19 protein-coding genes are annotated in these 23,920 nt (G+C 41.4%); 13 read left to right on the top strand and 6 right to left on the bottom strand.

Annotated features, from left to right (window positions below; all coding sequences use genetic code 11):
• The first annotated feature begins 167 nt into the window (after window positions 1-167).
• Window positions 168-1,298 carry a CO2 hydration protein gene (locus HG267_RS16365; protein WP_045871879.1) on the top strand — a complete coding sequence of 377 codons (1,131 nt, stop codon included), beginning with the start codon at window positions 168-170 and terminating at the stop codon, window positions 1,296-1,298.
• A 465-nt stretch (window positions 1,299-1,763) separates the two neighbouring features.
• On the opposite strand, the gene nifJ is transcribed toward HG267_RS16365, so the two are convergent.
• Window positions 1,764-5,405: a pyruvate:ferredoxin (flavodoxin) oxidoreductase gene (gene nifJ, locus HG267_RS16360; RefSeq protein WP_045871880.1), complete on the bottom strand. Its 3,642-nt coding sequence runs from the start codon at window positions 5,403-5,405 to the stop codon at window positions 1,764-1,766.
• 1,053 nt (window positions 5,406-6,458) lie between these two features.
• On the opposite strand from nifJ, the gene HG267_RS16355 reads away from it, so the two are divergent.
• The 3 genes from HG267_RS16355 to HG267_RS16345 all read left to right on the top strand — a co-directional run bounded on the left by HG267_RS16355 (window position 6,459) and on the right by HG267_RS16345 (window position 11,789).
• Window positions 6,459-7,202 carry a gamma-glutamyl-gamma-aminobutyrate hydrolase family protein gene (locus tag HG267_RS16355; RefSeq protein WP_045871881.1) on the top strand — a complete coding sequence of 248 codons (744 nt, stop codon included), beginning with the start codon at window positions 6,459-6,461 and terminating at the stop codon, window positions 7,200-7,202.
• A gap of 1,111 nt (window positions 7,203-8,313) precedes the next feature.
• The gene (locus HG267_RS16350) at window positions 8,314-9,762 is read left to right on the top strand and encodes a glycoside hydrolase 100 family protein (protein WP_045871882.1); all 1,449 of its coding nucleotides are present in this window, start codon (window positions 8,314-8,316) and stop codon (window positions 9,760-9,762) included.
• A 611-nt stretch (window positions 9,763-10,373) separates the two neighbouring features.
• On the top strand, window positions 10,374-11,789 hold the full coding sequence (locus HG267_RS16345) for a glycoside hydrolase 100 family protein (protein WP_045871883.1): 1,416 nt from the start codon (window positions 10,374-10,376) through the stop codon (window positions 11,787-11,789).
• 17 nt (window positions 11,790-11,806) lie between these two features.
• On the opposite strand, the gene HG267_RS16340 is transcribed toward HG267_RS16345, so the two are convergent.
• The gene (locus tag HG267_RS16340; protein WP_045871884.1) at window positions 11,807-12,448 is read right to left on the bottom strand and encodes a hypothetical protein; all 642 of its coding nucleotides are present in this window, start codon (window positions 12,446-12,448) and stop codon (window positions 11,807-11,809) included.
• A gap of 91 nt (window positions 12,449-12,539) precedes the next feature.
• On the opposite strand from HG267_RS16340, the gene HG267_RS16335 reads away from it, so the two are divergent.
• Together HG267_RS16335 and HG267_RS16330 are read left to right on the top strand one after the other, a co-directional pair.
• Window positions 12,540-13,946 carry a 16S rRNA (cytosine(967)-C(5))-methyltransferase gene (locus tag HG267_RS16335; RefSeq protein ID WP_045871885.1) on the top strand — a complete coding sequence of 469 codons (1,407 nt, stop codon included), beginning with the start codon at window positions 12,540-12,542 and terminating at the stop codon, window positions 13,944-13,946.
• Between the two features lie 56 nt (window positions 13,947-14,002).
• Window positions 14,003-14,425: a TerB family tellurite resistance protein gene (locus HG267_RS16330; RefSeq protein ID WP_045871886.1), complete on the top strand. Its 423-nt coding sequence runs from the start codon at window positions 14,003-14,005 to the stop codon at window positions 14,423-14,425.
• A 94-nt stretch (window positions 14,426-14,519) separates the two neighbouring features.
• Here HG267_RS16330 and psb35 read toward each other — a convergent pair whose 3' ends face one another.
• Complete coding sequence (gene psb35 / locus HG267_RS16325) at window positions 14,520-14,744, bottom strand: photosystem II assembly protein Psb35 (RefSeq protein ID WP_045871887.1); 225 nt, start codon at window positions 14,742-14,744, stop codon at window positions 14,520-14,522.
• Window positions 14,745-14,971: 227 nt separating this feature from the next.
• Window positions 14,972-17,416 (bottom strand): transglycosylase domain-containing protein, encoded by a 2,445-nt coding sequence (locus HG267_RS16320; RefSeq protein WP_071989438.1) that lies wholly within the window; start codon window positions 17,414-17,416, stop codon window positions 14,972-14,974.
• A gap of 259 nt (window positions 17,417-17,675) precedes the next feature.
• On the opposite strand from HG267_RS16320, the gene folK reads away from it, so the two are divergent.
• The 3 genes from folK to HG267_RS16305 all read left to right on the top strand — a co-directional run bounded on the left by folK (window position 17,676) and on the right by HG267_RS16305 (window position 19,912).
• Window positions 17,676-18,188, top strand: a complete 513-nt coding sequence (gene folK, locus HG267_RS16315; RefSeq protein WP_045871889.1) for a 2-amino-4-hydroxy-6-hydroxymethyldihydropteridine diphosphokinase — start codon at window positions 17,676-17,678, stop codon at window positions 18,186-18,188.
• A gap of 87 nt (window positions 18,189-18,275) precedes the next feature.
• A complete protein-coding gene (locus tag HG267_RS16310; protein WP_045871890.1) occupies window positions 18,276-18,824 on the top strand; it encodes an NUDIX hydrolase in 549 nt (182 codons plus the stop codon).
• Between the two features lie 251 nt (window positions 18,825-19,075).
• Window positions 19,076-19,912, top strand: coding sequence for an ADP-ribosylglycohydrolase family protein (locus HG267_RS16305; RefSeq protein WP_045871891.1), 837 nt, complete (start codon window positions 19,076-19,078; stop codon window positions 19,910-19,912).
• Window positions 19,913-20,002: 90 nt separating this feature from the next.
• On the opposite strand, the gene trpB is transcribed toward HG267_RS16305, so the two are convergent.
• On the bottom strand, window positions 20,003-21,244 hold the full coding sequence (gene trpB, locus HG267_RS16300; protein ID WP_045871892.1) for a tryptophan synthase subunit beta: 1,242 nt from the start codon (window positions 21,242-21,244) through the stop codon (window positions 20,003-20,005).
• Window positions 21,245-21,474: 230 nt separating this feature from the next.
• Here trpB and HG267_RS16295 point away from each other — a divergent pair, with 230 nt between their 5' ends.
• Together HG267_RS16295 and HG267_RS16290 are read left to right on the top strand one after the other, a co-directional pair.
• A complete protein-coding gene (locus HG267_RS16295; RefSeq protein WP_045871893.1) occupies window positions 21,475-21,816 on the top strand; it encodes a translation initiation factor in 342 nt (113 codons plus the stop codon).
• 138 nt (window positions 21,817-21,954) lie between these two features.
• Entirely contained in the window at window positions 21,955-22,113 is a 159-nt protein-coding gene (locus HG267_RS16290; RefSeq protein WP_045871894.1) for a YqaE/Pmp3 family membrane protein, read from the top strand.
• Window positions 22,114-22,246: 133 nt separating this feature from the next.
• Here the strand turns inward: HG267_RS16290 and HG267_RS16285 are convergent, their stop codons facing one another.
• On the bottom strand, window positions 22,247-22,756 hold the full coding sequence (locus HG267_RS16285) for a hypothetical protein (protein WP_045871895.1): 510 nt from the start codon (window positions 22,754-22,756) through the stop codon (window positions 22,247-22,249).
• Window positions 22,757-23,160: 404 nt separating this feature from the next.
• On the opposite strand from HG267_RS16285, the gene HG267_RS16280 reads away from it, so the two are divergent.
• Both HG267_RS16280 and HG267_RS16275 read left to right on the top strand, forming a co-directional pair.
• Window positions 23,161-23,367: a hypothetical protein gene (locus tag HG267_RS16280; protein WP_045871896.1), complete on the top strand. Its 207-nt coding sequence runs from the start codon at window positions 23,161-23,163 to the stop codon at window positions 23,365-23,367.
• A gap of 107 nt (window positions 23,368-23,474) precedes the next feature.
• On the top strand, window positions 23,475-23,906 hold the full coding sequence (locus tag HG267_RS16275) for a hypothetical protein (protein ID WP_045871897.1): 432 nt from the start codon (window positions 23,475-23,477) through the stop codon (window positions 23,904-23,906).
• The last annotated feature ends 14 nt before the right edge of the window (window positions 23,907-23,920 follow it).

Below are 23,920 nucleotides of genomic sequence, written 5' to 3'. Positions count from 1 at the left end.
TGGGTTTGTAGTCAGGATGATGCCAGACTACAAACTCAATCATCTGTTTGGTAGGTGATGAATAATTAACAATTGATAAAGGCAGATAAAAACTACTTAATTTCCCCATTTTAATAAAAAATCAAGCTTGACCAAATCATATTTTAAATTACTAGGAGAAACTGCCAATGGTCACCATCAAAAAGAAACCTTATAACAACCCTTTAGGTGAATTTATCAAGCGTTTGCAAACAGGAGAAGCACTGCTGGCTGATAGCCCCCAGAACGTTTTAGAAGTGGTCGGCATTCTGAAAAGCTATGGCGTAGTTTTAGATGCTTACTCCAATAATCTCATCTACATTGCTGAACATCAATTTTTAGTATTTTTCCCCTTCTTTAAATACTTTAATGGGGAATTTAGTTGGCAAAAATTATTTCGTCATTGGTGGCATGACCGAATTAATTTTGAATATGCCGAATATTGTATGAAGTCCATGATGTGGCACGGTGGCGGTGGACTGGATACATATTTAGATACAAAAGAATTTCAAACAGCCGCCGAAGCGGTAATTGCTGCTAAATTTAAAAACAATCCTTTAGTTATGGTAATGCACCAACTGTTTCCCGATTTCTTAATTGAACAGTTGCGTGTTTCTGCATATTACAGTGGCTTGGGGCAATTTTGGCGGGTAATGGCTGATATCTTCCTGACTTTATCAGACCTATATGACCAAGGAAAAATCAAAACCATTCCCCAAGTTGTAGAACATATTAAAGCAGGCTTAGTTGCGGATGCTAGCAAGCCAATTACTTACGCCGTCAAAATTGATAATAAAGTTTATGAACTCCTGCCTAAGAAACTTGGTTTAACCTTCTTAGCAGATACAGCAATACCTTATGTAGAAGCTGTTTTCTTCCGGGGAACACCTTTTTCTGGCACAGTTACATATAATGCCCAAGCATATCAAATTCCGCCCGATCAATCGCGCTTTCAATATGGTGCATTATATGCAGATCCTTTACCCATTGGTAGCGCGGGCATTCCTCCCACTTTATTAATGCAGGATATGCGGCATTATTTACCAGAGTATTTGCATGAAGTATATCGCCGCAGTCGTCGCGGTGAAGATGATTTGCTAGTGCAAATTTGTATTACTTTCCAAAAGTCAATGTTCTGTGTAACTACAGCTACGATTTTGGGATTAATGCCTTATCCATTAGATAGCGAAGATCCATCAGAACAACAAGCTAATCAAGTTTATTTAGAAAAGTGGATGGAACGTTTCAAAACTTCTCGCTTGTTGGAAGTGAATAAATGAAAAACTCCACCCACTCGTGTGTGGAGTTTTTGGGCATAGGGCATAGGAAAAAGTTACTGTGTCCCGCCACAAACCCGAAGCAATGGGGTGAGTATCCCTGTTCATCGAATAAGGTTCGGATAAGACAAATCGATTGGCGTTTAAATCCTGTAGAGACGCGATGAATCGCGTCTCTACAAACCCAAAATCATGACGAAAAATGATTAACCGAACTGTATTGCTTGTTCATCGACAAGGAAATAAAGTTTCCCCTTGCTTTCAATAATTGAGGGATGGATTTTGTGCATTACGGCTTATATGATGTCTGTTCAAATGCCCGTCATTGCGAACACTTCGTTCTGTACCCTATGGGAAGGTGTTCTGCCAACGCAATGACATATTAAGCGTAATTTACCGGACATCATACTTATGCCTAACACACATTAAATAGTAATGAGATTCCAATTACCAATTACCAATTACCCATTACCTATTCGCCAAATATTGATACATTTGCCAACGCATATCCACTTCCGCTTGCGCTTGTTCTAGCAATTGTTTGGCAACTTCCGGCTTACTCTTGGTGAGCATTTTGAAGCGATTTTCTTGATACATGGATTGCTCTACCGATTGCTTCGGTGCTTTCATATCCAATTGCAAGGGATTTTTACCTTGTTTTTGCAACTCAGGATTATACCGATACAGCAACCACCTTCCAGATTCTATCAGAGATTTTTGGTGATTCATGCCTGTGGTCATGTTGATGCCGTGGGCGATGCAATGGCTGTAAGCAATAATCAAGGATGGGCCGTTGAAGGCTTCGGCTTCTAAAAATGCTCTTAGGGTATGTTCATCTCTAGCACCTAAAGCTACACTCGCTACGTAGACATTTCCGTAGGTCATGGCGATTAAGCCTAAGTCTTTTTTCGGCGCAGGCTTACCACTGGCGGCAAATTTGGCAACGGCGGCTTTGGGGGTGGCTTTTGATGATTGTCCGCCTGTGTTGGAATATACTTCTGTATCCATTACTAAGATATTCACATTGCGACCACTGGCTAAAACATGGTCGATACCGCCAAAGTCAATATCATACGCCCAGCCATCACCGCCGACAATCCAAACGCTTTTCCGCACTAGGTAATCTGCGATCGCTTTGAGATTTTGGATTTGGGCATGGGGCATGGGGCATTGGGCATTGGGCATTGAGAGATTCGGCTTTTGCAATAATTCATCTAGCTTTTGTTTGAGGATTTCTACTCGTTCCCGTTGTTCCCAAATGTCAGCTTCGGTGCTTTGTTTGGCATTGAGAATAGAGTCCACTAAATCACTGGGTATTCCCAATTCCCCATGACCCAATTTTTGCAGCAGTTCCGCCGCAAATTCCGCTTGCTTATCTAAAGAAAGGCGGAAACCATAACCAAACTCGGCATTATCTTCAAATAAGCTATTCGACCAAGCTGGGCCTCTTCCTTCAGCGTTTGTTGTCCAGGGTGTTGTGGGTAAATTTCCGCCGTAGATGGAAGAACAACCGGTAGCATTGGCAATGACAGAGCGATCGCCAAACAATTGGGTTAATAATTTTAAATAGGGTGTCTCGCCACAACCAGCACAAGCACCAGAAAATTCAAATAATGGTTCTTGCAGTTGTTGTTGGCGGATTTGGTTAAGTTTGAGTTGTCTGCGGTCGGGATTGGGCAAACTTAAAAAGAAATCCCAGTTTTTGCGTTCTTGTTCCCGCAAAGGTAACTGTTTTGCCATGTTAATGGCTTTTTTCAATGGCTCAGTTTTATTTTTGGCTGGGCAGACGTTTACACAAATAGCGCAGCCTGTACAATCTTCTGGGGCTACCTGAATGGTAAATTTTTGATTGGCAAAGTCTCTATCTTTGGCATCAACTGACTTAAAGCTGGGCGGTGCATTCAGTAATTCACTTGGTTGATAAGCTTTAGCACGGATGGCGCTGTGAGGACAAACCATCACACATTTACCGCATTGAACGCAGACATCCTCATCCCATACCGGAATTTCTTGAGCAACGTTGCGCTTTTCCCACTTGGTTGTACCTGTGGGGAATGTACCATCAGGGGGTAGGGTGCTGACAGGTAAATCATCGCCTTCCCAAACCATAATTTTACCTAAAACTTCCCGCACAAATTCTGGGGCTTGGTCGAGTAATGAGGAATTTTCGCTTGGGGATTGGGGATAGTGAATTGTTTGGGGGATGTCTACCTTATGCAAGTTAGCCAGGGTATTATCTACGGCTTGCAGATTCATGCGGACAACTTCTGCACCTTTTTTACCGTAGGTTTTCTCAATTGCTTGTTTGATTTTGGTAATTGCTTCTTCCTGTGGTAAAACATTGGCTAAGGCAAAGAAGCACACCTGCATAATGGTGTTAATTCTCCCACCCATGCCGCTATTACGAGCAACTTGGTTAGCATTAATAACATATAACTTCAGGTGCTTATCGATTATTTGCTGTTGCACCTTCACAGGTAAATGTTGCCAAACAGTATCCGCATCGTATGGGCTATTCACTAAAATAGTCGCCCCAGGAATCGCTGCTTTGAGAATGTCAATGTTTTCTAAAAATCCCCAGTGGTGACAACCAATAAAGTTGGCTTTGTCGATGAGGTAAGTTGACCGAATCGGCTGGAGGCCAAAGCGCAGGTGAGAAACCGTCATCGAACCGGATTTTTTGGAGTCGTAGACAAAGTAGCCTTGGGCGTAATTGTCGGTTTCTTCCCCAATAATTTTAATTGAGTTTTTGTTTGCCCCCACTGTACCATCGGAGCCTAAGCCGTAAAACATCGCCCGCACTACATTATCGGGTTCCGTGGAGAAGTTCGGGTCAAAGCTTAGGGATGTATGGCTAACATCATCATTAATCCCAATAGTAAAGTGATTTTTCGGCGTAGGTAAGGCCAGGTTATCAAAAACGCCCTTCACCATCGCCGGGGTGAATTCTTTTGAGGATAAACCGTAGCGACCACCAACTATTTTAGGGGATGAGGGAGATGAGGGAGATGAGGGAGATGAGGGAGATGAGGGAGATGAGGCTTTTCCTGTTTCCCAGACTTCATGAATGGCGGTTACTACATCTAAATAAAGTGGTTCGCCGGCGCTACCGGGTTCTTTGGTGCGATCAAGAACTGCGATCGCTTGTACAGTATTAGGTAATGCTGCGATAAATCTTTCGACATCAAAGGGGCGGAAGAGTCTAACTTTGACGACACCAACTTTTTCGCCTTGCTTGTTGAGGTAATCTACGGTTTCATGGACTGTTTCGCAACCAGAACCCATAATTACAATTACGCGTTCGGCATCCGGTGCGCCATGATATTCATAGATTTGATAATACCTGCCAGTGCGATCGCCAAATTCATCCATGAGGCGCTGGACAATGGCGGGAGTGGCGCTGTAGTAAGGGTTAGCACCTTCACGGGCTTGGAAGTAGATATCGGGGTTTTGGGCTGTACCGCGCAATACTGGACGGTCGGGGGTGAGGGCGCGATCGCGGTGGGCTAATATGAGATTGTCATCGATGAGCGATCGTAAATCATCATCAGCAAGTAGTTTTACTTTCTGCACTTCATGGGAGGTGCGGAAACCATCGAAGAAGTGCATAAACGGGACTCGCGACTCTAAAGTTGCAGCATAGGCGATGAGGGCAAAATCCAGATTTTCCTGTACAGAAGCCGAACATAGCAGCGCAAAGCCTGTAGCCCGGGCTGCCATTACATCACTATGATCGCCGAAAATAGATAAAGCATGGGTAGCTAAAGAACGTGCTGCAACGTGAATTGTTGTACTGGTTAATTCCCCAGCAATTTTGTAGAGATTGGGAATCATTAGCAATAATCCCTGAGATGCAGTGAAAGTGGTACTCAGGGAACCTGTTTGCAACGCCCCATGTACCGCACCAGCTGCGCCGCCTTCACTTTGCATTTGCACTACGCTGGGAACTGTACCCCAGAGGTTAGGGCGATTTTCTGCCGCCCAAGCATCCGCCCATTCACCCATTGTTGAAGAGGGGGTGATGGGATAAATGGCAATTACTTCATTTAATTTGTAAGCAATCCGGGAAACAGCCTCATTCCCGTCAATAGTAGCAAAGGTTTTGTTCATCATTTACTCCTGCCTTGTCAGCCAGATGCGAAAATATCCACATTGCTCAGTAGAAGGGCATAATTAAACGTCAAGAGTCCATAATTTGGACTCTTTTTTCCAGTCATTGCCAACTAGGTTTTATTTATAACTGCCTGCTACTAAAAATTAGGAAATGTAGGAATAGATGAATTAGAGTGAGCCAATCCCAGGCAATAGTATTTCTCAATATTCTCTTTTAAAGAACTGTCTTCTGCTCAAGTTAAAATTACAATTTATGGGCAGATTTTAGCTCTATGTTTGTCTCTAATTCCTTATGATTATCTCATAAGGTTTCTATACATATATAAATATATTAATTTTGTACTCAATACCAACTCAACCTCTAGATTATGGATTTCAGGCGAAACATTAATGTTTTGGGGGTAGAGGTTCGGGAATTCATTATTCAATAATCTTCAGCAGATTACCTAATTTATGAGATTTGTTTGTACATTTTATAGCAATTATAAATTATGATTTTGTACTCATAACTTCAATCATCATATTTAGTATGAAATTTATACGCTTATGAATGCTTACAAAATGGACAATCGCATATTTGTCTTTTGAATATTTAAGAGATGATTGATAGAGTAGTGGCATGGCAAGCCTTAAATGTTGCATTAAAAATCAATTTTATCCGCACGGCAGTTGCTTCTCCCAAGGGGAGACGCTACGCGTAGCTTGCTTCCCCGTAGGGGTACAAGTCGGGAAACCGCAAGGGCGCACTGCCTTGTTTATCTGCGTACCCTGCGGGAAGCCGCTTTGCGTCTACATCTGCGGTTAATTTTTTCCAATCTAATGCACTATTTTAGCCTTGCCACGCCAGTAGGGTGCGTTAAAAAGATGTTGCCCTGCTCATAGCCTTGCCAGCAGTAGTTTAGATGGCACGATGATGCTTCACTTCCAGAAACAGGAGAACTGAGGAAATTACTGAAATCTCAGCAACTTTATGAAGGTATAGATATAACAGATGTGGTTCATCTCACAAAAGTACAAATCAAAACTTTAAAAAGTTGAGGAGCAAAAAAGATGAATAGAAAACTACAAAATGCTTTGATTGGGATTACCACTTATGGGCGCAAAGACGCATCACCATTTTCTTTGCCAAGTACTTACATAGATGCTGTCCGTGCCGCAGGTGGTACTCCCATCTTATTACCACCAGGAGAAACCGATCCTGCCAGGCTTTTAGAACCGCTAGATGGATTGATTATTTCTGGTGGTGGAGATATTCACCCCTTACACTACAACGGCTGTGACCACCCTAGCATTTATTCTGTAGATAGCGATCGCGATACCTTTGAACTGCAACTAGCTCAGTTAGCCCTGGAGTATCATTTACCTGTGTTGGGTATTTGTCGGGGTTTGCAAATTCTCATTGTCGCTTCTGGTGGTACTCTAATTCCCCATTTACCAGAGGTATACGGTACTTCAGTCTTACATCGCCTAGATCCGGCACCTGGAAGGCGTTTATCAACAGAACACATGGTAAAAATTAGTCCAGACAGCCGTTTAGCTGATTGTGTCAAAAATACTCATATTTCTGTAGTTTCTTGGCACCACCAAGCAGTACACCAAGTTCCCCCAGGATGGCGTGTTGTTGCCCATGCTTTAGAAGATGAGGTGATTGAAGCTGTGGAACACGAACATCATCCTTGGGCTATTGGCGTGCAATGGCATCCAGAACTTTCAGCTAACGATCCCAATCATCAAAGAATTTTTCAGGCTTTTATTCAAGCAACCTATACTAAACAACGGTTATTAATAGCTTGAATTATTATTCAATGCTGAGTTTATAAAATAATATAGAGGCAGTGTGGCTTGCTGTAAGCTACCGCAAATTATACAAAAAGAAACAAGAAAGCATAGACAGATGGGTAGCGTGTGTTACGGCTATGAAAGTATTTGGAACACAGAGACAATGAAATTTAGCCGTAACGCACGAAAAGCTTTGTGCTGACATTATATCGCTAACGCATCCTACTGGACTGACACGCCTGAAATAGTGCATAAAAAAACTCTTGTAGGATGGGCTTCTAGCCCGTCCTGGGCGGACAAAATGTCTACCCCACAAGAAAAATTATTGCATAAAATTAGCTGTGTCAGTCCACTACTAATGCTCTGCGACTTTATATTAAGCTGAACTGTAGCGAATAACATTAATGTTAGCTAACTACAAATTTATTAAAATTTGCTACTGTTACAATAATTACTTTAAATTTTCTTAAGATGAGCTATTTTTCCTTTATTAGCAAGTTTATAAAAGATTTGTTGTTGATAACTCTAGTATTCAAATTATTTTAGCTACTTACTTCCATATACTAGCCACTTTATAATAGATAGGTTACAATACATAGCCCCTAAGATGTATTGACAATTAATTTTTTTTAAGCATTCATATTGCATAATTTGAAAAAAAGTTATAAATTATTAAGTTATAGGGGAATAAAAGAATTTTTAGTGTCAAAAACTAAATCCTAGCTAAGTAAAAATACCTTAACTATTTGAAACTCTAAGGAAATATTTAACAGTGTTAGCAATATATTTTTGTTTGAGATATCAAGCATTCCAGGCTTAAAAGTCGATTTGCGAGCAAGCTAAAATATATTTTGCGTAACTGGTTTTAAAGTAATATCATTTTTTAAGGTGAGAGATAAATATTTCTCTTTCACCAAGATGCTTATTGCTTAAAAGCAAATTAACTGCCAATTAAGCAGCATAATAACTGGCAGTTATAGACAGCTTTTGTAGAGTTAATCATTTATTCCCAGATTGCATTTGCTATCCAAAAAATCGTCTTTGTTATGATCGGGATAGCAAAGTCCATACATGAAAACGAACGCATCTACCACAAATTTACAAATCTAGTGGAGTTATTCTGGCGATGCAAATAAACGAATTGGTAATAGCTGAAAATATAGAAGAACAAGCTTGGCAAGCATTAGAAAAGTCGATTCTCTATTATCAAGGTCGTCCTATTGGGACATTGGCCGCATACGATCCTTCTGTAGAGGCGCTGAATTACGACCAATGTTTTATTCGCGATTTTGTCTCATCGGCTTTAATTTTTCTGCTCAAGGGTAAACCAGAAATTGTCCGCAATTTTCTGGAAGAAACCTTAAAGTTACAGCCTAAAGAAAGAGCATTAGATGCATATAAGCCGGGAAGAGGTTTAATTCCTGCTAGTTTTAAAGTTGTATCGATTAATGGCGAAGAATATTTAGAAGCTGATTTTGGCGAACACGCGATCGCTAGAGTCACACCTGTAGATTCTTGTCTGTGGTGGATTCTGTTATTGCGTGCTTATGTCGTCGCTACCAAAGAGTATTCGCTAGCTTATCAGCCTGAATTCCAAACTGGGATTAGGTTAATTATGGAAATTTGCTTGGCGAATCGATTTGATATGTACCCAACGCTATTAGTTCCAGATGGCGCTTGTATGATTGACCGACGCTTGGGTATATATGGTCATCCTCTAGAAATTCAAGTATTATTTTATGCGGCTCTGCGTGCTGCGCGTGAGTTATTAATTTGCGATGGTAACCAAGATGTTGTCGCCGCAATTGATAATCGCTTACCTCTTTTATGTGCTCATATTCGTCAGCATTATTGGATAGATATTAATCGACTCAATGCGATTTACCGCTTTAAGAGTGAAGAATATGGCAAAGGAGCAGTAAATTTATTCAATATATATGTAGATTCTCTTCCATATTATGAATTAGACAAATGGTTACCAAGAAAAGGCGGTTATTTAGCTGGGAATGTTGGCCCATCACAACTAGATACTCGCTTCTTTTCACTTGGTAATTTGATGGCGATTATTTCTGACCTTGCTACTGAAGAACAGTCGCAAGCGATTATGACTCTGATTGAAGAAAGATGGGAAGATTTAGTAGGAGATATGCCTATGAAAATTTGCTTCCCAGCTTTGGAACATGAAGAGTATAGAATTGTTACTGGTTGCGATCCAAAAAATATCCCTTGGTCATATCATAATGCTGGTAGCTGGCCTGTATTGATGTGGATGTTAGCGGCTGCTGCTGTGAAAACTCACAAAACAGGTTTAGTGAGAAAAGCAATTGAAATTGCCCAAACACGTCTAGTTGAAGATGAATGGCCAGAATATTACGATGGTAAGAAAGGGAGATTAATTGGTAAACAAGCGAGAAAATATCAAACTTGGTCAATTGCTGGATTTTTATTAGCAAAAGAACTAATAGCGAATCCCAGTTCTTTAAAATTGGTGAGTTTTGATGAATTATCACCAGAAGCAGTTTCTCGAGCTTGTGAGTTTGAAATTAGCAGTGTAGATCCATACCTATCACACTAGAAATACCTAGCAATACATAATTATAGCTATACAAAAAATTCCGCCTAACATAGGTGGATTTTTTTTGTGCATTACATCTATTAATGACAGGACTTACGCAACTGGTACACCAATCTTTTGGTTTAAGAGTCAACAGTCAAGGGTCAAGGGTCAAAAATTCAGGTTTTTTGGACTTTGGACTTTTGACTCTTGATAGCCTCAACGAAAAAAATGTGACACTTGCGTAAGTCCTAAATGAATTAAACATCATCAATTGTTGTAGGGTGTGTTGTCGCGTAGCGCAACGCACAATCAATTAATAATTCATGCAAGATACTTTACTTCCATAAATAATATTCTCCAAAAAATTTTGTAGTGAAAACAGCTTTTATATTTTTCTCAATTGTTCTCCGTGATAGATTCAATAATATGTCATAAAACCAAATGAATTAACTGAAAAACTTGGGCTATCCTGAAAGAATATATGAAGAAATATAGTGCTGAGAAGGTGTGATAAATACTCTGCAACTATATCTCTGTATCTATTCCTAAGTAAAAAGCATTAAAGCTGCAGTACTCAATAAAAGTATTATCTATTGCCAACATCCAAGCAAAATGGAGAGTTTATTGCTATGGAAAAAGATAAATTATTTACATTTGATGATATAGAGAAGCAGGCGTGGGAACTACTAGAAAATTCAATTCTCTATTATCAAGGTCGTCCTGTCGGTACAATAGCTGCAAGAGATCAATCATTAACAGAATTGAATTATGACCATTGCTTTGTGCGAGATTTCGTCTCTTCAGCCATACTGTTTCTGATTAAAGGTAGATATGATATTGTCCAAAATTTTTTGGAAGAGACTTTAAAATTACAACCTACACAAAATCAATTAAATGCATATACCCCTGGACGGGGTTTAATACCAGCTAGCTTTAAAGTTATCTCAGAAAATGGACAAGAAACGTTAGAAGCAGATTTTGGCGAACAGGCGATCGCACGAGTGACACCAGTTGATTCTTGTCTCTGGTGGATTCTGATTTTATATGCTTATGTCAAAGCTACAAAGGATATAAAATTTGCTTTGCAGCCGCAATTTCAAAAGGGAATCATGTTAATTATGGAACTTTGTTTAGCGACGCGATTTGATATGTACCCAACGCTATTAGTTCCAGATGGTTCTTGTATGATTCATAGGCGGTTAGGTATTTATGGTTATCCTTTAGAAATTCAAGTTTTATTTTATGCAGCTTTACGGGCGGCGCGCAAGCTATTAATTTGTGCAGGTGATGAAGAAATTGTGACTGGTATTAATAACCGCTTACCTTTATTACGAGAGCATATTCGCAATCATTATTGGATAGATATACCTCGTCTAAATATAATTTATCGTTTTAAAGGTGAAGAATATGGACAGACAGCAGTGAATCAATTTAATATCTATGCAGATTCAATTGCTTATATTAATTTAGCTCTTTGGTTACCAAAAACTGGCGGTTATTTAGCAGGAAATGTTGGGCCTTCGCAGCTAGATACACGCTTCTTTGCACTAGGAAATTTGATGGCGGTGATTTCTTCTTTAGCAAGCGATCGCCAATCGCAAGCCATTATGAATCTAATTGAAGAACAATGGCAAGACCTAGTGGGAGAAATGCCGATGAAAATCTGCTTTCCGGCTGTCGAAAAAGAAGAATACAGGATTTTTACTGGTTGTGACCCTAAAAATATACCTTGGTCGTATCATAATGGAGGCAGCTGGCCTGTCTTATTGTGGTTTTTAACTGCTGCTGCTCAAAAAACAGGTAGAACCAATCTTGCTCAAAAAGCGATCGCACTTGCCGAAACACGCTTGAATGCAGATGAATGGCCAGAATATTATGATGGCACTAGGGGTTTATTAATTGGTAAAGAAGCGAGAAGATATCAAACTTGGACAATTACCGGATTTTTATTAGCCAAAGAATTGATGAGAAACCCTGAAAATTTAGGTTTGATTAGTTTTGGTGAATTAGATTTAAGTGATGCTTCCCAAGTTTGTGATTTGTAAGTTGAAATTACTGAACTTTATAAATACAAGCTGACAATTTGCTTCATCACTTGCATCACGTCGTACAGTTCATTTTTCTGAGGATTAGACAGAGTAAATTTATTGGATAACGCATACAGACGTTGCTGCTGATTCAGCTTGATAAAAAGATAGTCTTCCCCAGTTGTGACCATACCAAAAATTGGTCTTTCTAAATTAGGATTTGCCATTATGTAAGTTAAGGTTTGAGGAAGAGCCTGCATGACACTAAAACCAAAACGTTTTGATTCAATCAATACGACCCAGAATCTATTTTGAACTATTAAAGCGTCAATAAATCCTTCTAAGATAATTTCTTCATCATCGCCGCTTGGAAGTTCAACCTTCACTAACTCCTCACTTTTAATTTTAAAAGGCGGATCGCATAAACCCATTAATTCTAAAAGCGGAGATAGCATAATAATATTGACAGTACCTTCCGTAATAGCACCATCTGCTGCATAATAAAGATAACGACTCTTGAGCCGATTTAAAGAGGCTTTTTCATTATCAGTAAGTTCGGGTAAATTCTCAAACCATTCTGGAAAAAAATCAGGCGTAGTAGTTTGAGTTAAATGGAACTTATTGTGTACTTCATTCAGGTTAGTAATTGCTTTGCTGATGCCAAGTGTTTTGACCATATTTGATTAAATAGTGCTATTTTTTTAAATTTATAGCCTGAGTATAATTAAAATTCTCTAGATTATAAAATCTAACATTTTAAAGATTTCCATGACAAATGCTCGTCAAATAGCTTTTCTTGCCCTGCGAGATGTTCACAAAGGGGCTTATGCTGATTTTGCTTTAGATAAAGTACTGCAAAAATTTAAATTACAAGATACAGATCGCCGTTTAGTTACAGAATTAGTTTATGGTAGCGTCAGGCGACAACGCACCCTTGATGCGTTAATTGACCAATTCGCAAAAAAGAAATCTCACCAACAACCCAAAGAACTTCGCACTATCCTGCATCTTGGCTTATATCAACTGTGCTATCAAGAACGGATTCCGGCTTCTGCGGCTGTGAATACAACTGTGCAACTAGCTAAAGAAAACGGCTTTGCGGGATTGACGGGTTTTGTAAATGGTCTATTGCGGCAATATATTAGACAAGCTGAGGGAGATGAGGGAGATAAGGGAGATGAGGGAGAAAAATTTATCTCATCCTCCTCATCTGCTTCCCGTATTCCTTTGCAACTTCCAGACAATCCTGGGGAACGCTTGGGTATTTTGCACAGCTTTCCTGACTGGATTATTCAAGTGTGGTTGGAACAACTGAGTATTGCCGAGACAGAACAGTTGTGTGAATGGATGAACCAATCACCCACAATTGATTTGCGAATTAACCCACTTCGCTGTTCTATTGAGGAGGTGGAAGCGGCGTTGCAATCGGCTGATATTTTAGTCAGGCGGATACCCCACCTACCCCAAGCTTTAAGATTGATTAGTAATAGTGGGCCGATTCAAAATTTACCTGGTTTCCGTGAAGGTTGGTGGGTTGTCCAAGATAGTAGCGCGCAATTGGTGAGTCATTTACTCGATCCGCAACCAGGGGAAGTGGTGATTGATGCTTGTGCTGCACCAGGCGGGAAAACTACCCACATTGCTGAATTGATGGGGGATAAAGGGAAAATTTGGGCTTGCGATCGCACTGCTTCTCGGCTCAAAAAATTGCAAGAAAATACCAAACGCTTGAATTTGCAATCTATTGAAATTTGTACTGGTGACAGTCGTGAATTTTTACAGTTTCAAAATACAGGCGATCGCGTATTATTAGATGCGCCATGTTCGGGTTTGGGAACTCTCCACCGTCATGCTGATGCACGTTGGCGACAAACACCTGAAACTGTGCAAGAACTTTCCCAACTGCAAACAGAACTTTTATCCCATACTGCTACTTTTGTAAAATCTGGCGGTGTCCTTGTCTACGCTACCTGTACCCTACATCCTTTAGAAAATGAGGCTGTAATTAGCCAATTTTTGGCTAATTCTCCTGATTGGCAAATCGAACCGCCTCAGAAAGATTCACCTGCTTTCGCCTATTCCACCCCTGAAGGTTGGTGTAAAGTCTGGCCCCATCGCCAAGACATGGATGGTTTTTTTATGGTGCGCTTAAGAAAAACTAATAATTCCGAGTGAACACTGTTTGTGATTGTACTATTTAATCGAGGTTGAAATCTCCCAGAGGATGCAGCATGGTTACTGATTCCAATGTGAAAAACTTAGTGAAAATCCTGATCGGGGCAGCTTGGATAGATGGTAAAATCCAACCTGAAGAACGCCAATATTTGCGCGAAATCGCCCAAGCTAAAGGTGTAGCCACCGATCCAGAGATTAAGCCTTGGCTGTACGAATTAGTTCCTGTACAACCAAATGAATGCTATACCTGGGTACAAGAATATTTAGGCGATCATCCTAGCTTAGAAGATTACGAAAGTTTGATTGAAGCTATCAGTGGCCTAATTTATAGTGACGGGGATGTGGCGACTGAAGAAGCAAGACTCCTGACTAAATTACAGGAGTTAGGCAAAGCCAGTGAGTCACATCCATCAGCCTACAATGCTTTACTCAAACAAATTCAAAAGCTCTATCGCCGTTGGGTTGATGTGCAAAATTAAGAGAGATTTATGATTTTTGGTTTAAGCAGACGCGATATCTCGCGCCTGACCATGTTTTTTAAATTTCGTAATTTAACTCAGCACTCATCAGTACTTATGACTTCGGTTCACCCAGTCCCGGAGTTTCTTCTTTTTCTACCTTGGGTACAAAGTCAGGACGTTCTTTGCTTTCCCAACCTGGTGGACGCTTAGAGTTATACCAGGCGATAGAACCAATGGTAACAGCGGCAATAAAACCAAATACATATACAAATGTAAAAGCAAAAGGAAAATGAGGCCCATCTGCTATTGGTGCGGCTGTTTGCATGAATATAAGCATGAGTATATTCTCCTAATGTAGGTAACACTGCTTAACACACTATAAAACGAGCGTATCACCTAACATCCCTCTGTAGTTTGAACCCAGCAATTTTAAATTTTAGATTTTAGATTTTGGATTTTAAATTTAAGGGTCAATAAGGTTTAGCTAAGGATAATTCTAGATTTAGCAAATGTTGACTGCTGACGGTTAACAGTCAACAGTCAACGAACAACAGATAACCCCCTTTATTGCGAGGAAGATGGTCTCAGTCTCTCCCGCCAGGTAGGGGTCGAATTGGAGGAACCAGATGAGCCACTACCAGAGGATGAAGCAGAACTCCGAGATCTCCGAGGTGAGGAAGGTTGAGATTCTACACTCCTGCGCCGACGGGGACGAGATTCTGAAGATGAATCGCTGCTGCTAGCTTCTGTGCTACGATAGCGCCGCCGTCTGCTAGAGGACGGGGTGTCATCATTTTGTTGTTGATAACTCCTGCGCCGCCTTCTTGGGGTTTCATCTTGTTGTTGCTGGTCTTCTTGAGAATATCTCCGCCTTCTAGATGGGCGTTCCTCATTATTAGAGTTATCCTCATCTTCATCATTAGAAGGAACAGCTTTATTAACAATGCTTTTGGGCTTGAGGCGCTCGGCTTTAATCGTCCCCTTACGACCATCTAATTTTGGCCTTGGGGGAAACTTTTCGACCGGCATATCTTTAACGGCTTGTTCCATAAATTCATGCCAGGTATAAGCAGCGCTACCGCTACTACCCCAAGTCGGGCGGTTATCATCGTTACCTAGCCAAACTCCGGTTACGATTTGGGGAATGTAACCAATAAACCACAAATCCCGGGCTTCGTCAGATGTACCAGTCTTACCTGCTACAGGTCGATTATCTAATTGCGCTGCTGCACCAGTCCCTTCTTGCACAACATTACGTAGCATCCAGGTCATAATCGCAGCACTATCAGCATCCAGCGCCCGCTTGGAGGAAAAATCAGATGACCAAATTACTTGCCCTTGGCGGTTGAGGATACGGCGAATACCGTGGGCTTCGGTGTGTAAACCTTGAGTGGCAAAGCTACCGTAAGCGCTAGTTAATTCCAGCAAATTTACTTCATTTGAGCCAAGGGCTAAAGAATAAGTAGGCTTAAGTTCAGATTTAATGCCCATATCTTTAGCTAGCTTAATTGTTGGCTCAAATCCCACATCAATTAACACCTTCACCGCAATAATATTAATGGAACGGGTGAGGGCATCACGCATATTCATCCAGCCACGGAAGTTTTCGCTGTAGTTTTTGGGTTCATAACCATCTACAACAAAGGGTGCATCTAAATAGCTATCGTAGGGACTCTTACCACTAGCGATCGCAGTCGCATAAACAAAGCCTTTAAATGTTGAGCCTGGTTGACGCTGGGCTTGCGTAACGCGATTAAATTGGTTTTTTCCAAAATCTTTACCCCCCACCATCGCTTGAATTTCGCCGTTGCGGGGGTCAATAGCGACCATTGCTGCTTGTTTAAAGTTTTCCCAGCGTCCTTGATTTCTTAAGGTTTTCGCAACTGCTTCTTCGGCAAATTTCTGCCAAGTTGGGTTTAAAGTGGTTTCAACAACTAACCCCCCACCTGCTAAAACATCAGGGGAAACGTATTTGGGTAATTCTTTTTGAATATAGGTAGTAAAGTAGGGTGATTCTACTTGCAGTCGCTTGGGGAAACTACTGTTCACAACTAGCGGTTCTTTAACTGCGGCTTCCCTTTGGGCAGCAGTAATGATGCCATCTTCCTGCATCCGCTGCAATACTAAATTCCGCCTGGCTTTTGCAGCTTCAGGATTTTTATCTGGGGCGTAGAGGCTGGGTGCTGGTGCTAATCCGGCAATGGTAGCCATTTCCGGTAGGGTCAATTGGTCTACGGTTTTACTAAAATATACCCATGCCGCATCCGCTACACCATAAGCACCAGATCCCAAATACACCAAATTTAAGTAACGCTCAAGAATCTGGTCTTTGCTCAATTCATTTTCCATCTTTTGTGCCAGACGGACTTCTTTGAGCTTACGCCAAATAGTTTTTTCTTGTTTGAGGAAGAGAATACGCGCTAGCTGTTGGGTGATGGTGCTACCACCTTCCACAACATCTTGCGATCGCAAATTATTCCAAACTGCTCTAATTATTCCTTGAGCATCAACGCCATTATGTTGCCTAAATCGCCTGTCTTCGGAAGCGATAAAAGCTTTTTTGAAATTATCTGGTATTTGCTCCAGTCTCAGTTGTTCTCTGGCTGCTTCACCTTGCTGTTGTAAAATTGTCCCGTCGGCAGCTTTAATGGTTAATGTCTGCTCGCGGATCACAGCGTTTAATTCCGATTTATCTGGCAAGGTGCGATCGATTGTCCCGATGCCGTAGCTAATCGCTATCACACTACCACCTACACCCAAACTAGCCCAGAACCAGAGGCGACGATAAAAAGGTTTATCGCGGCTGGAAAGTTTGGCAACGATCCCAGATGAGATGTTTTGCATCTGGCTCAGTACCGGTTTTAACTTGTCCAGCTTGGTTGATGGTAAGTTCTCATTTGCAGATTCTTCGTTCTCGAGATGATTACCAGGCGACAATCGCGGCTTCTCCTTGTCAGATGCACTGAAATCGGGTGATCTTTGCTTGAACCAGGAGGTTAGTTTCCCCACGTTAGTTCCTCAGCTCAAATGTAGTTGTCACCTAACCACCAGCCAAAAATCACGGGGTTAGCGTACCACTTTCGTGTTAGTATAATATCCCATAAATAAAGAACTAAATTAAGTCAAATATGATGACTTTTTAGAATTCTTTAAATACGATCCCGTAAAGATTAGTACAGAATTCTCATCAATTATTCGGACTCAGCAGACCGTGGACTTAGCGGAAAAATATACCGCATGGTATAGGTATAAAGACCAGATAACTAGTATGGATGAAACTGCTGAGATTGCTATGGGTGTAGGTGCAGCTATCGCTCTAGGTAGTAATATCGGGGATTCGCGGTTGATTTTAGATGCAGCGATCGCCACCTTAGCCAAAACACCAGGGATTTTTATTGAAGCCCAGTCTCATTGGTATATAACTAAAGCCGTAGGCCCGCCACAACCAGATTATTTAAACGGCTGTGCAATATTGCGAATATTCATGTTACCGCATCTATTATTAGAAACATTATTAGCAATTGAACAGAAATTTGGACGTGTTCGTCAACAGAGGTGGGGCCCCCGCACCCTAGATTTAGATTTACTGTTGTATGATGATTTGATTTTACATACACCAAATTTGCAAATTCCCCATCCCCGGATGCGGGAGCGGGCTTTTGTACTAGTACCCTTAGCAGAAATAGCACCAAATTGGGTAGAACCAGTTTCCGGATGTGTGATTAAAGAACTGGTTAAAGATGTAGACTGTTCTGATGTACATCTATTCATGGGCAATTAAAATTACCACCCATAAACACAGAGAACTTCTGGATTGTACAGCCAGTCTGAATATTTGCCTTTGTATCGAAAGACAACAAATAATACTATGCCATTAGGTAGAGAATTACCGCAGCTGCTGAGACAACGCTTATTTTATAAAGGGCGCAAGTTTAATTTTGAAGTTAATCGCTTGCGGTTACCCAACAAAGCGGAGGGAGAATGGGAGTGTATTCGTCACCCAGGGGGCGCTCTAGCTGTGCCAGTTACCCAAGACGGTAAGCTAATTCTGTTGCGTCAGTATCGTTTTGCTATTCAAGGCAGAATTATCGAGTTTCCGGCTGGTACTGTAGAAATAAATGAAGATCCCTTAGAAACAGTACAGCGGGAAATTCAGGAAGAAACTGGTTATCGTGCAAACAAATGGGACAAATTAGGAGAGTTCTTTCTGGCTCCGGGTTATTCTGATGAAATCCTCTATGCTTTTCTGGCGCGAGATTTGGAAAAGTTAGAGACACCGCCAAATAAAGAAGATGATGAAGATATTGAAATTCTCTATTACACACCCGAAGAATTGGAGAAAGCCTTTTTAGATGGTGAACCAGTTGATGCAAAAACAATCTCTAGCTTTTTGTTGGCGCGTCCTTACTTGGTTTAGGGATTAGGGATTAGGGACTGGGGACTGAGGAAAACGTCAGATTTTTCACCCTGTAGAGGCTTTAGCGCATCAGGGTGAAGCCCAACTTTAACCTTTAGAGACCATTTATTAAGTCAATCTGAAGTAGGGTGTGTTACGGCTATGAAAGGATTTAGGACACAGAGACAATGAAATTTAGCCGTAACGCACCGCCGCATGGATGGTAGGTTAGGCTTGATAAATAACCTTTTAGCTATTGTGGGAACTTGTAGATGCTCATAGAATTAGCAATTGGCGATGCCTACGGTGCAGGCTTTGAATACGCTAACGAAATGAGCGTTTATAACGATTTGAGTCGATACTTTACACATCCTCGTCATCGACTCAATCCTGGTAGCTATACAGACGACACGCAAATGAGCATTGCGATCGCAGAAGTGATTGTCTCCGGCGCACCTTGGACACCACAAGTTTTAGCTGAAAGTTTTGTGACTTGCTTTAAACGCGATCGCAGAAAAGGTTATGCTAGTCGCTTCTACGATTTTCTAGAAAGTATCCCAGATGGAAGTGAGTTCCTAGACAAAATTCATCCTGATAGTGATAAAAGCGGTGCGGCAATGCGCGCAGGGCCGATTGGGGTTTTTGCTACACCAGAAAAAGTCATAGAAGCCGCAACTATTCAAGCAGCGCTTACCCACAATACACCAGATGGCATTAACGCCGGTGTTGCTGCTGCGTTAATGACCCATTATTTTATTTACCAACTAGGGCCAAAGCGCAAATTAGGGCAATTTCTCGAAGGCTATGTTTCTGGAGAATGGTCTAAGCCTTGGGCAGGTAAAGTTAAGTCTAAAGGATGGATGAGCGTCAGAGCAGCAATTACAGCAGTAATGCGAAATGACAGCATGAGCGAACTGTTAAAGGACTGTATAGCTTTCACAGGTGATGTGGATACAGTCGCCACAATTGCTCTAGCTGCTGGTTCTTGCAGTCAAGAAATCACACAAGATATCCCCCATCATCTTTTAATGGGTTTAGAGAATGGTACCTACGGCAGAGATTATCTCATCGAATTGGATAAACAGCTGATGAGTTTGGTGAGGTGGTAGGAACTGGGGATGAGGGGGACAAAGGGACAAGGGGACAAGGGGACAAGGGGAGAAATGCCCCATGCCCCACGCCCCATGCCCCATAGCAATTTACGCTGGATTTAAAAACTTCGCTACAGTTTGCACATCCTTATCACCGCGTCCGGAGCAGTTAATTATAATGCGGGGACTACCAGTTAGTTGCGGACAGAGGGTTTCGAGGTAGGCGATCGCATGAGATGTTTCTAATGCTGGGATAATTCCTTCTAGACGGGATAATCTTTGGAATGCTTCTAAAGCTTGGGCATCTGTGACGCTGTAATATTCGGCGCGAGATGTATCTTTCAAATAGCTGTGTTCTGGCCCGACTCCGGGATAATCTAAACCAGCACTAATTGAATGGGCTTCAATTACTTGCCCATCTTCATCTTGCAGTAAATAGCTCATTGCGCCATGTAATACACCTACTTGCCCTTTGGTTAAGGTGGCAGCGTGTTTATTGGTATTCACGCCTTCTCCGGCTGCTTCCACGCCAATTAAGCGCACAGAAGAATCATTGACAAACTCATAAAATAGTCCCATCGCATTAGAACCACCGCCCACGCAAGCCATGAGAATGTCTGGCAAACCGCCCCACTTTTCTTGAGCTTGGGCACGAGTTTCTTGACCAATTACGGCATGGAAATCACGTACCATCATGGGGTAAGGATGGGGGCCTGCTACTGAACCGAGAATGTAGTGAGTGGTTTCTACATTTGTCACCCAATCTCGAATCGCTTCAGAAGTTGCATCTTTGAGGGTTCCAGTTCCCGCAGCTACAGGACGCACTTCTGCACCCATTAATTTCATGCGGAATACATTTAACGCTTGGCGTTCCATATCATGAACGCCCATATAAATAATGCATTCCAGCCCAAAACGCGCGCAAACCGTCGCCGTGGCTACTCCATGTTGTCCAGCGCCAGTTTCCGCAATAATTCGGCGTTTGCCCATGCGCTTTGCCAACAATACTTGACCCAGGGCATTATTAATTTTGTGTGCGCCAGTGTGGTTTAAATCTTCCCGCTTTAAATAAATTTGCGGCCCAGTACCATCGGGGCGAGCATAATGAGCAGTTAAACGTTCAGCAAAATACAACGGTGTAGCGCGCCCTACATAGTCTTTCAGCAGTTGTTGCAGTTCATTGAGAAACTCAGGGTCATTGCGGTATTGCTGATAAGCTGCTTCTAATTCAGCCAGCGCAGGCATCAGTGTTTCCGGGACGTACTTACCGCCAAAGCGTCCAAAGCGTCCTTGTGTATCGGGAACAGAAGCAGTAGATGGGGAACTTGGAGATATGGGTGTGGTAGTCACGGACTGATCTCTACGACAGAACGAACTTTATTATAGATAAAGTCTGAGCTGCGTAGAATAAAAAGTGCGATCGCCAGACTGACTACTTGATAGAAAAAAGTTTTTGCAAGCGGGGACTAGCTAGAAAATAGAGACTGGAGATATAAGGATATAAATGACCTTTGACCCTTGACTCTTGTACAGACGCGATTAATCGCGTCTCTCCAACCCTTGACTTTTGATTAAAATTTATGTCTCCTTCCAATTCTTCAGACAAACGCTTCGTCTATCGTGAATTTGGCAACGATGACTCACCAGCTTTAGAAAGACCAATTTCCGAACTACCACCGCAACAGCAAAATCTGAAAGTGCAAGCTAGCCGCAAAGGGCGTAAAGGTAAAACTGTCACTGTTATTAGTGGTTTTCAGTCCAAACCAGAAACCCTCAATGATTTAGTAAAACAATTAAAAACTCAATGCGGCACAGGTGGCACAGTTAAAGAAATGGAAATTGAAATTCAAGGCGACCACAAGCAAAAAATTGTGGAGATTTTGACTAAGCTGGGTTATAAAGCCAAAATTAGCGGCGGCTAGTGTAGAGATTGTTGTCAAATTACGAGAAATCGGCAACAAATGGGCTAATGTTATCGTTGAAATATTAATAGATATCTGAGCAGTTGTGAATCTGTTACTTTAATCTCTGCTCACTATTAACATTCACAGGAGGCTTACATGGATTTAATTCGGATTCTTGCCGCGATTTTTTTACCCCCTTTAGGTGTGTTTTTGCAAGTAGGGATAGGTAAAGATTTTTGGATTAATATTCTTTTGACCTTTTTCGGTTATATTCCCGGAATTGTCCATGCAATTTGGGTAATTGCTAAGAAGTAATCGGGCATCAGGTTAGGTTAGTTTGCGATCGCAAATTCACTAAAGTAAGTTCCCATACTTGTTAGTTAAGGGAAAAAAAGGGGAAGGGTGAAAAGTATATCTTTTCACCCTTCCCCTTTAAACACACAAGCCCCTAATTAGAAGACTTTGAAGGTTGCGGTGCTGGATTTGGTGATGGTTTGGCACGTTCTTGCTGATAAAACTGAGACACTTTTTTGACATAAGCAGCAGTAAAGCCACTGTTACAGCCTGTATAATTCCCAGTCATCCACCAACAAGCCACGCCATTAACTGCGGCAGTTTCATTATTGTTAGTAGCGCGAAATTGGTTATTTAACTCCCGGCGCGTAATACAAGAGACAACTTGGCGTGCTGTCTCCGGACTGTTTTCAAACTGCGTCGGTGTTAGCTCTTTTTTGAGACAAGTTCTTGCCCAACCTTTGAGAGTGTCTGGTTTGACTTGCCATTGACTATATAGTCCATCGTTTTGCTTGCCAGTTTGGGGCGCTGCTTTTCGTAGCGCTTCTACCATTGCTGTAACTTGAGCATCTGCAACCTGCTGTTGTGCTTGAACTAACCCAGAGGAAAGTCCCAAGCTAACAGCCACTCCGCCTAGTAGCAATCCTAAGAAGTTTTTGCTCATGACTTTGGACTTATTTTAAACACTAATCATTTAGGATACTACGTGTTTATATGTTGTAACAATTTTATATTTGGTAGAAAAGCTGAGTTTGTCAGCGGATATGAAATTAAAGTAATGATTAATGGCGATAATTGCTACTTCTAGGAATCAGATTTGATTTCTCAAAAAATCTCGTTACCACGTAGGCTGCCTGAGGCCTAGCCGTAACGCACGTAAAGCCTGAGAAAAGGTGCGTTTCGTTGAAACTAAAGAAGAAAAAGTTGCAATTAAATCTTGAATAATTCTGTATTAACAATAACTTGTATTTATGAGTTTGAAAAACAAGAGTATTTGCTCCTAGCTTGCGGAATGCATAAAGTAGAAGTAGTAGTTGGATACATATATAAATAAATGGGGGTATTAGTATGTTTAATAACTTCCGGGAAATTCGTTATCAACAAGGATGTCGCGATCGCGATGCTGGGTTACTGCCTAAAATTCAAGATTCCGCATATTTGGAAGCTTACCTCAAAGGAAGGCCAGAAGGGTTAGATGGCATCATGCAATACTTTCCTTCTGTTGAGGCATATATGAAATGGAAGTTCAAAGATTTAGGTCGTTCAGTATCTTGAGGTTGGGGGTTGGCGACTGGGGGACAAGGAGAAATTACCAATTACCCATTTTTGGAATGCGCTAACATACCATTGTATAAATAACAGTGGTTAAACCGCGTAAATGTATGGATATAGCTTTAATTGTAAAATTTCTCGCGCCTTGTCTGCCGTTTCTGTTGAATGTGGGTGGTAAAGCCATAGAAGGCGCATCGCAGAAAGTCGGTGAGGATGGATGGAATAAAGCAAAAGCTATTTGGGCTAAGTTACTACCCAAGGTAGAGGCGAAGGAAGCAGCGAAGGAAGCGGCGGCGGATTTAGCGCAAAATCCAGATGATGAAGATTTACAAGCCAGCTTGCGAGTGCAAATCAAGAAGATTTTAGATTCAGATACAGCACTGGCTGAGGAAATAGCCAAGATTTGGCAAGAAAATAATTCTGCTGATGGCTTTGTTAATCTTAATGCTCAATCTTACGACGACAGTATACAGATAAATACAGCAGGTGATGTTAATCAGCCAACCTATGACTTAAGCAGGAATATCAACAGCCCAAAGTAATTACAAATATTGCT

Source organism: Tolypothrix sp. PCC 7601 (assembly GCF_025677855.1).
Lineage (GTDB): Bacteria > Cyanobacteriota > Cyanobacteriia > Cyanobacteriales > Nostocaceae > Aulosira > Aulosira diplosiphon.
This window is presented reverse-complemented; position numbering and strand designations above follow the sequence as displayed.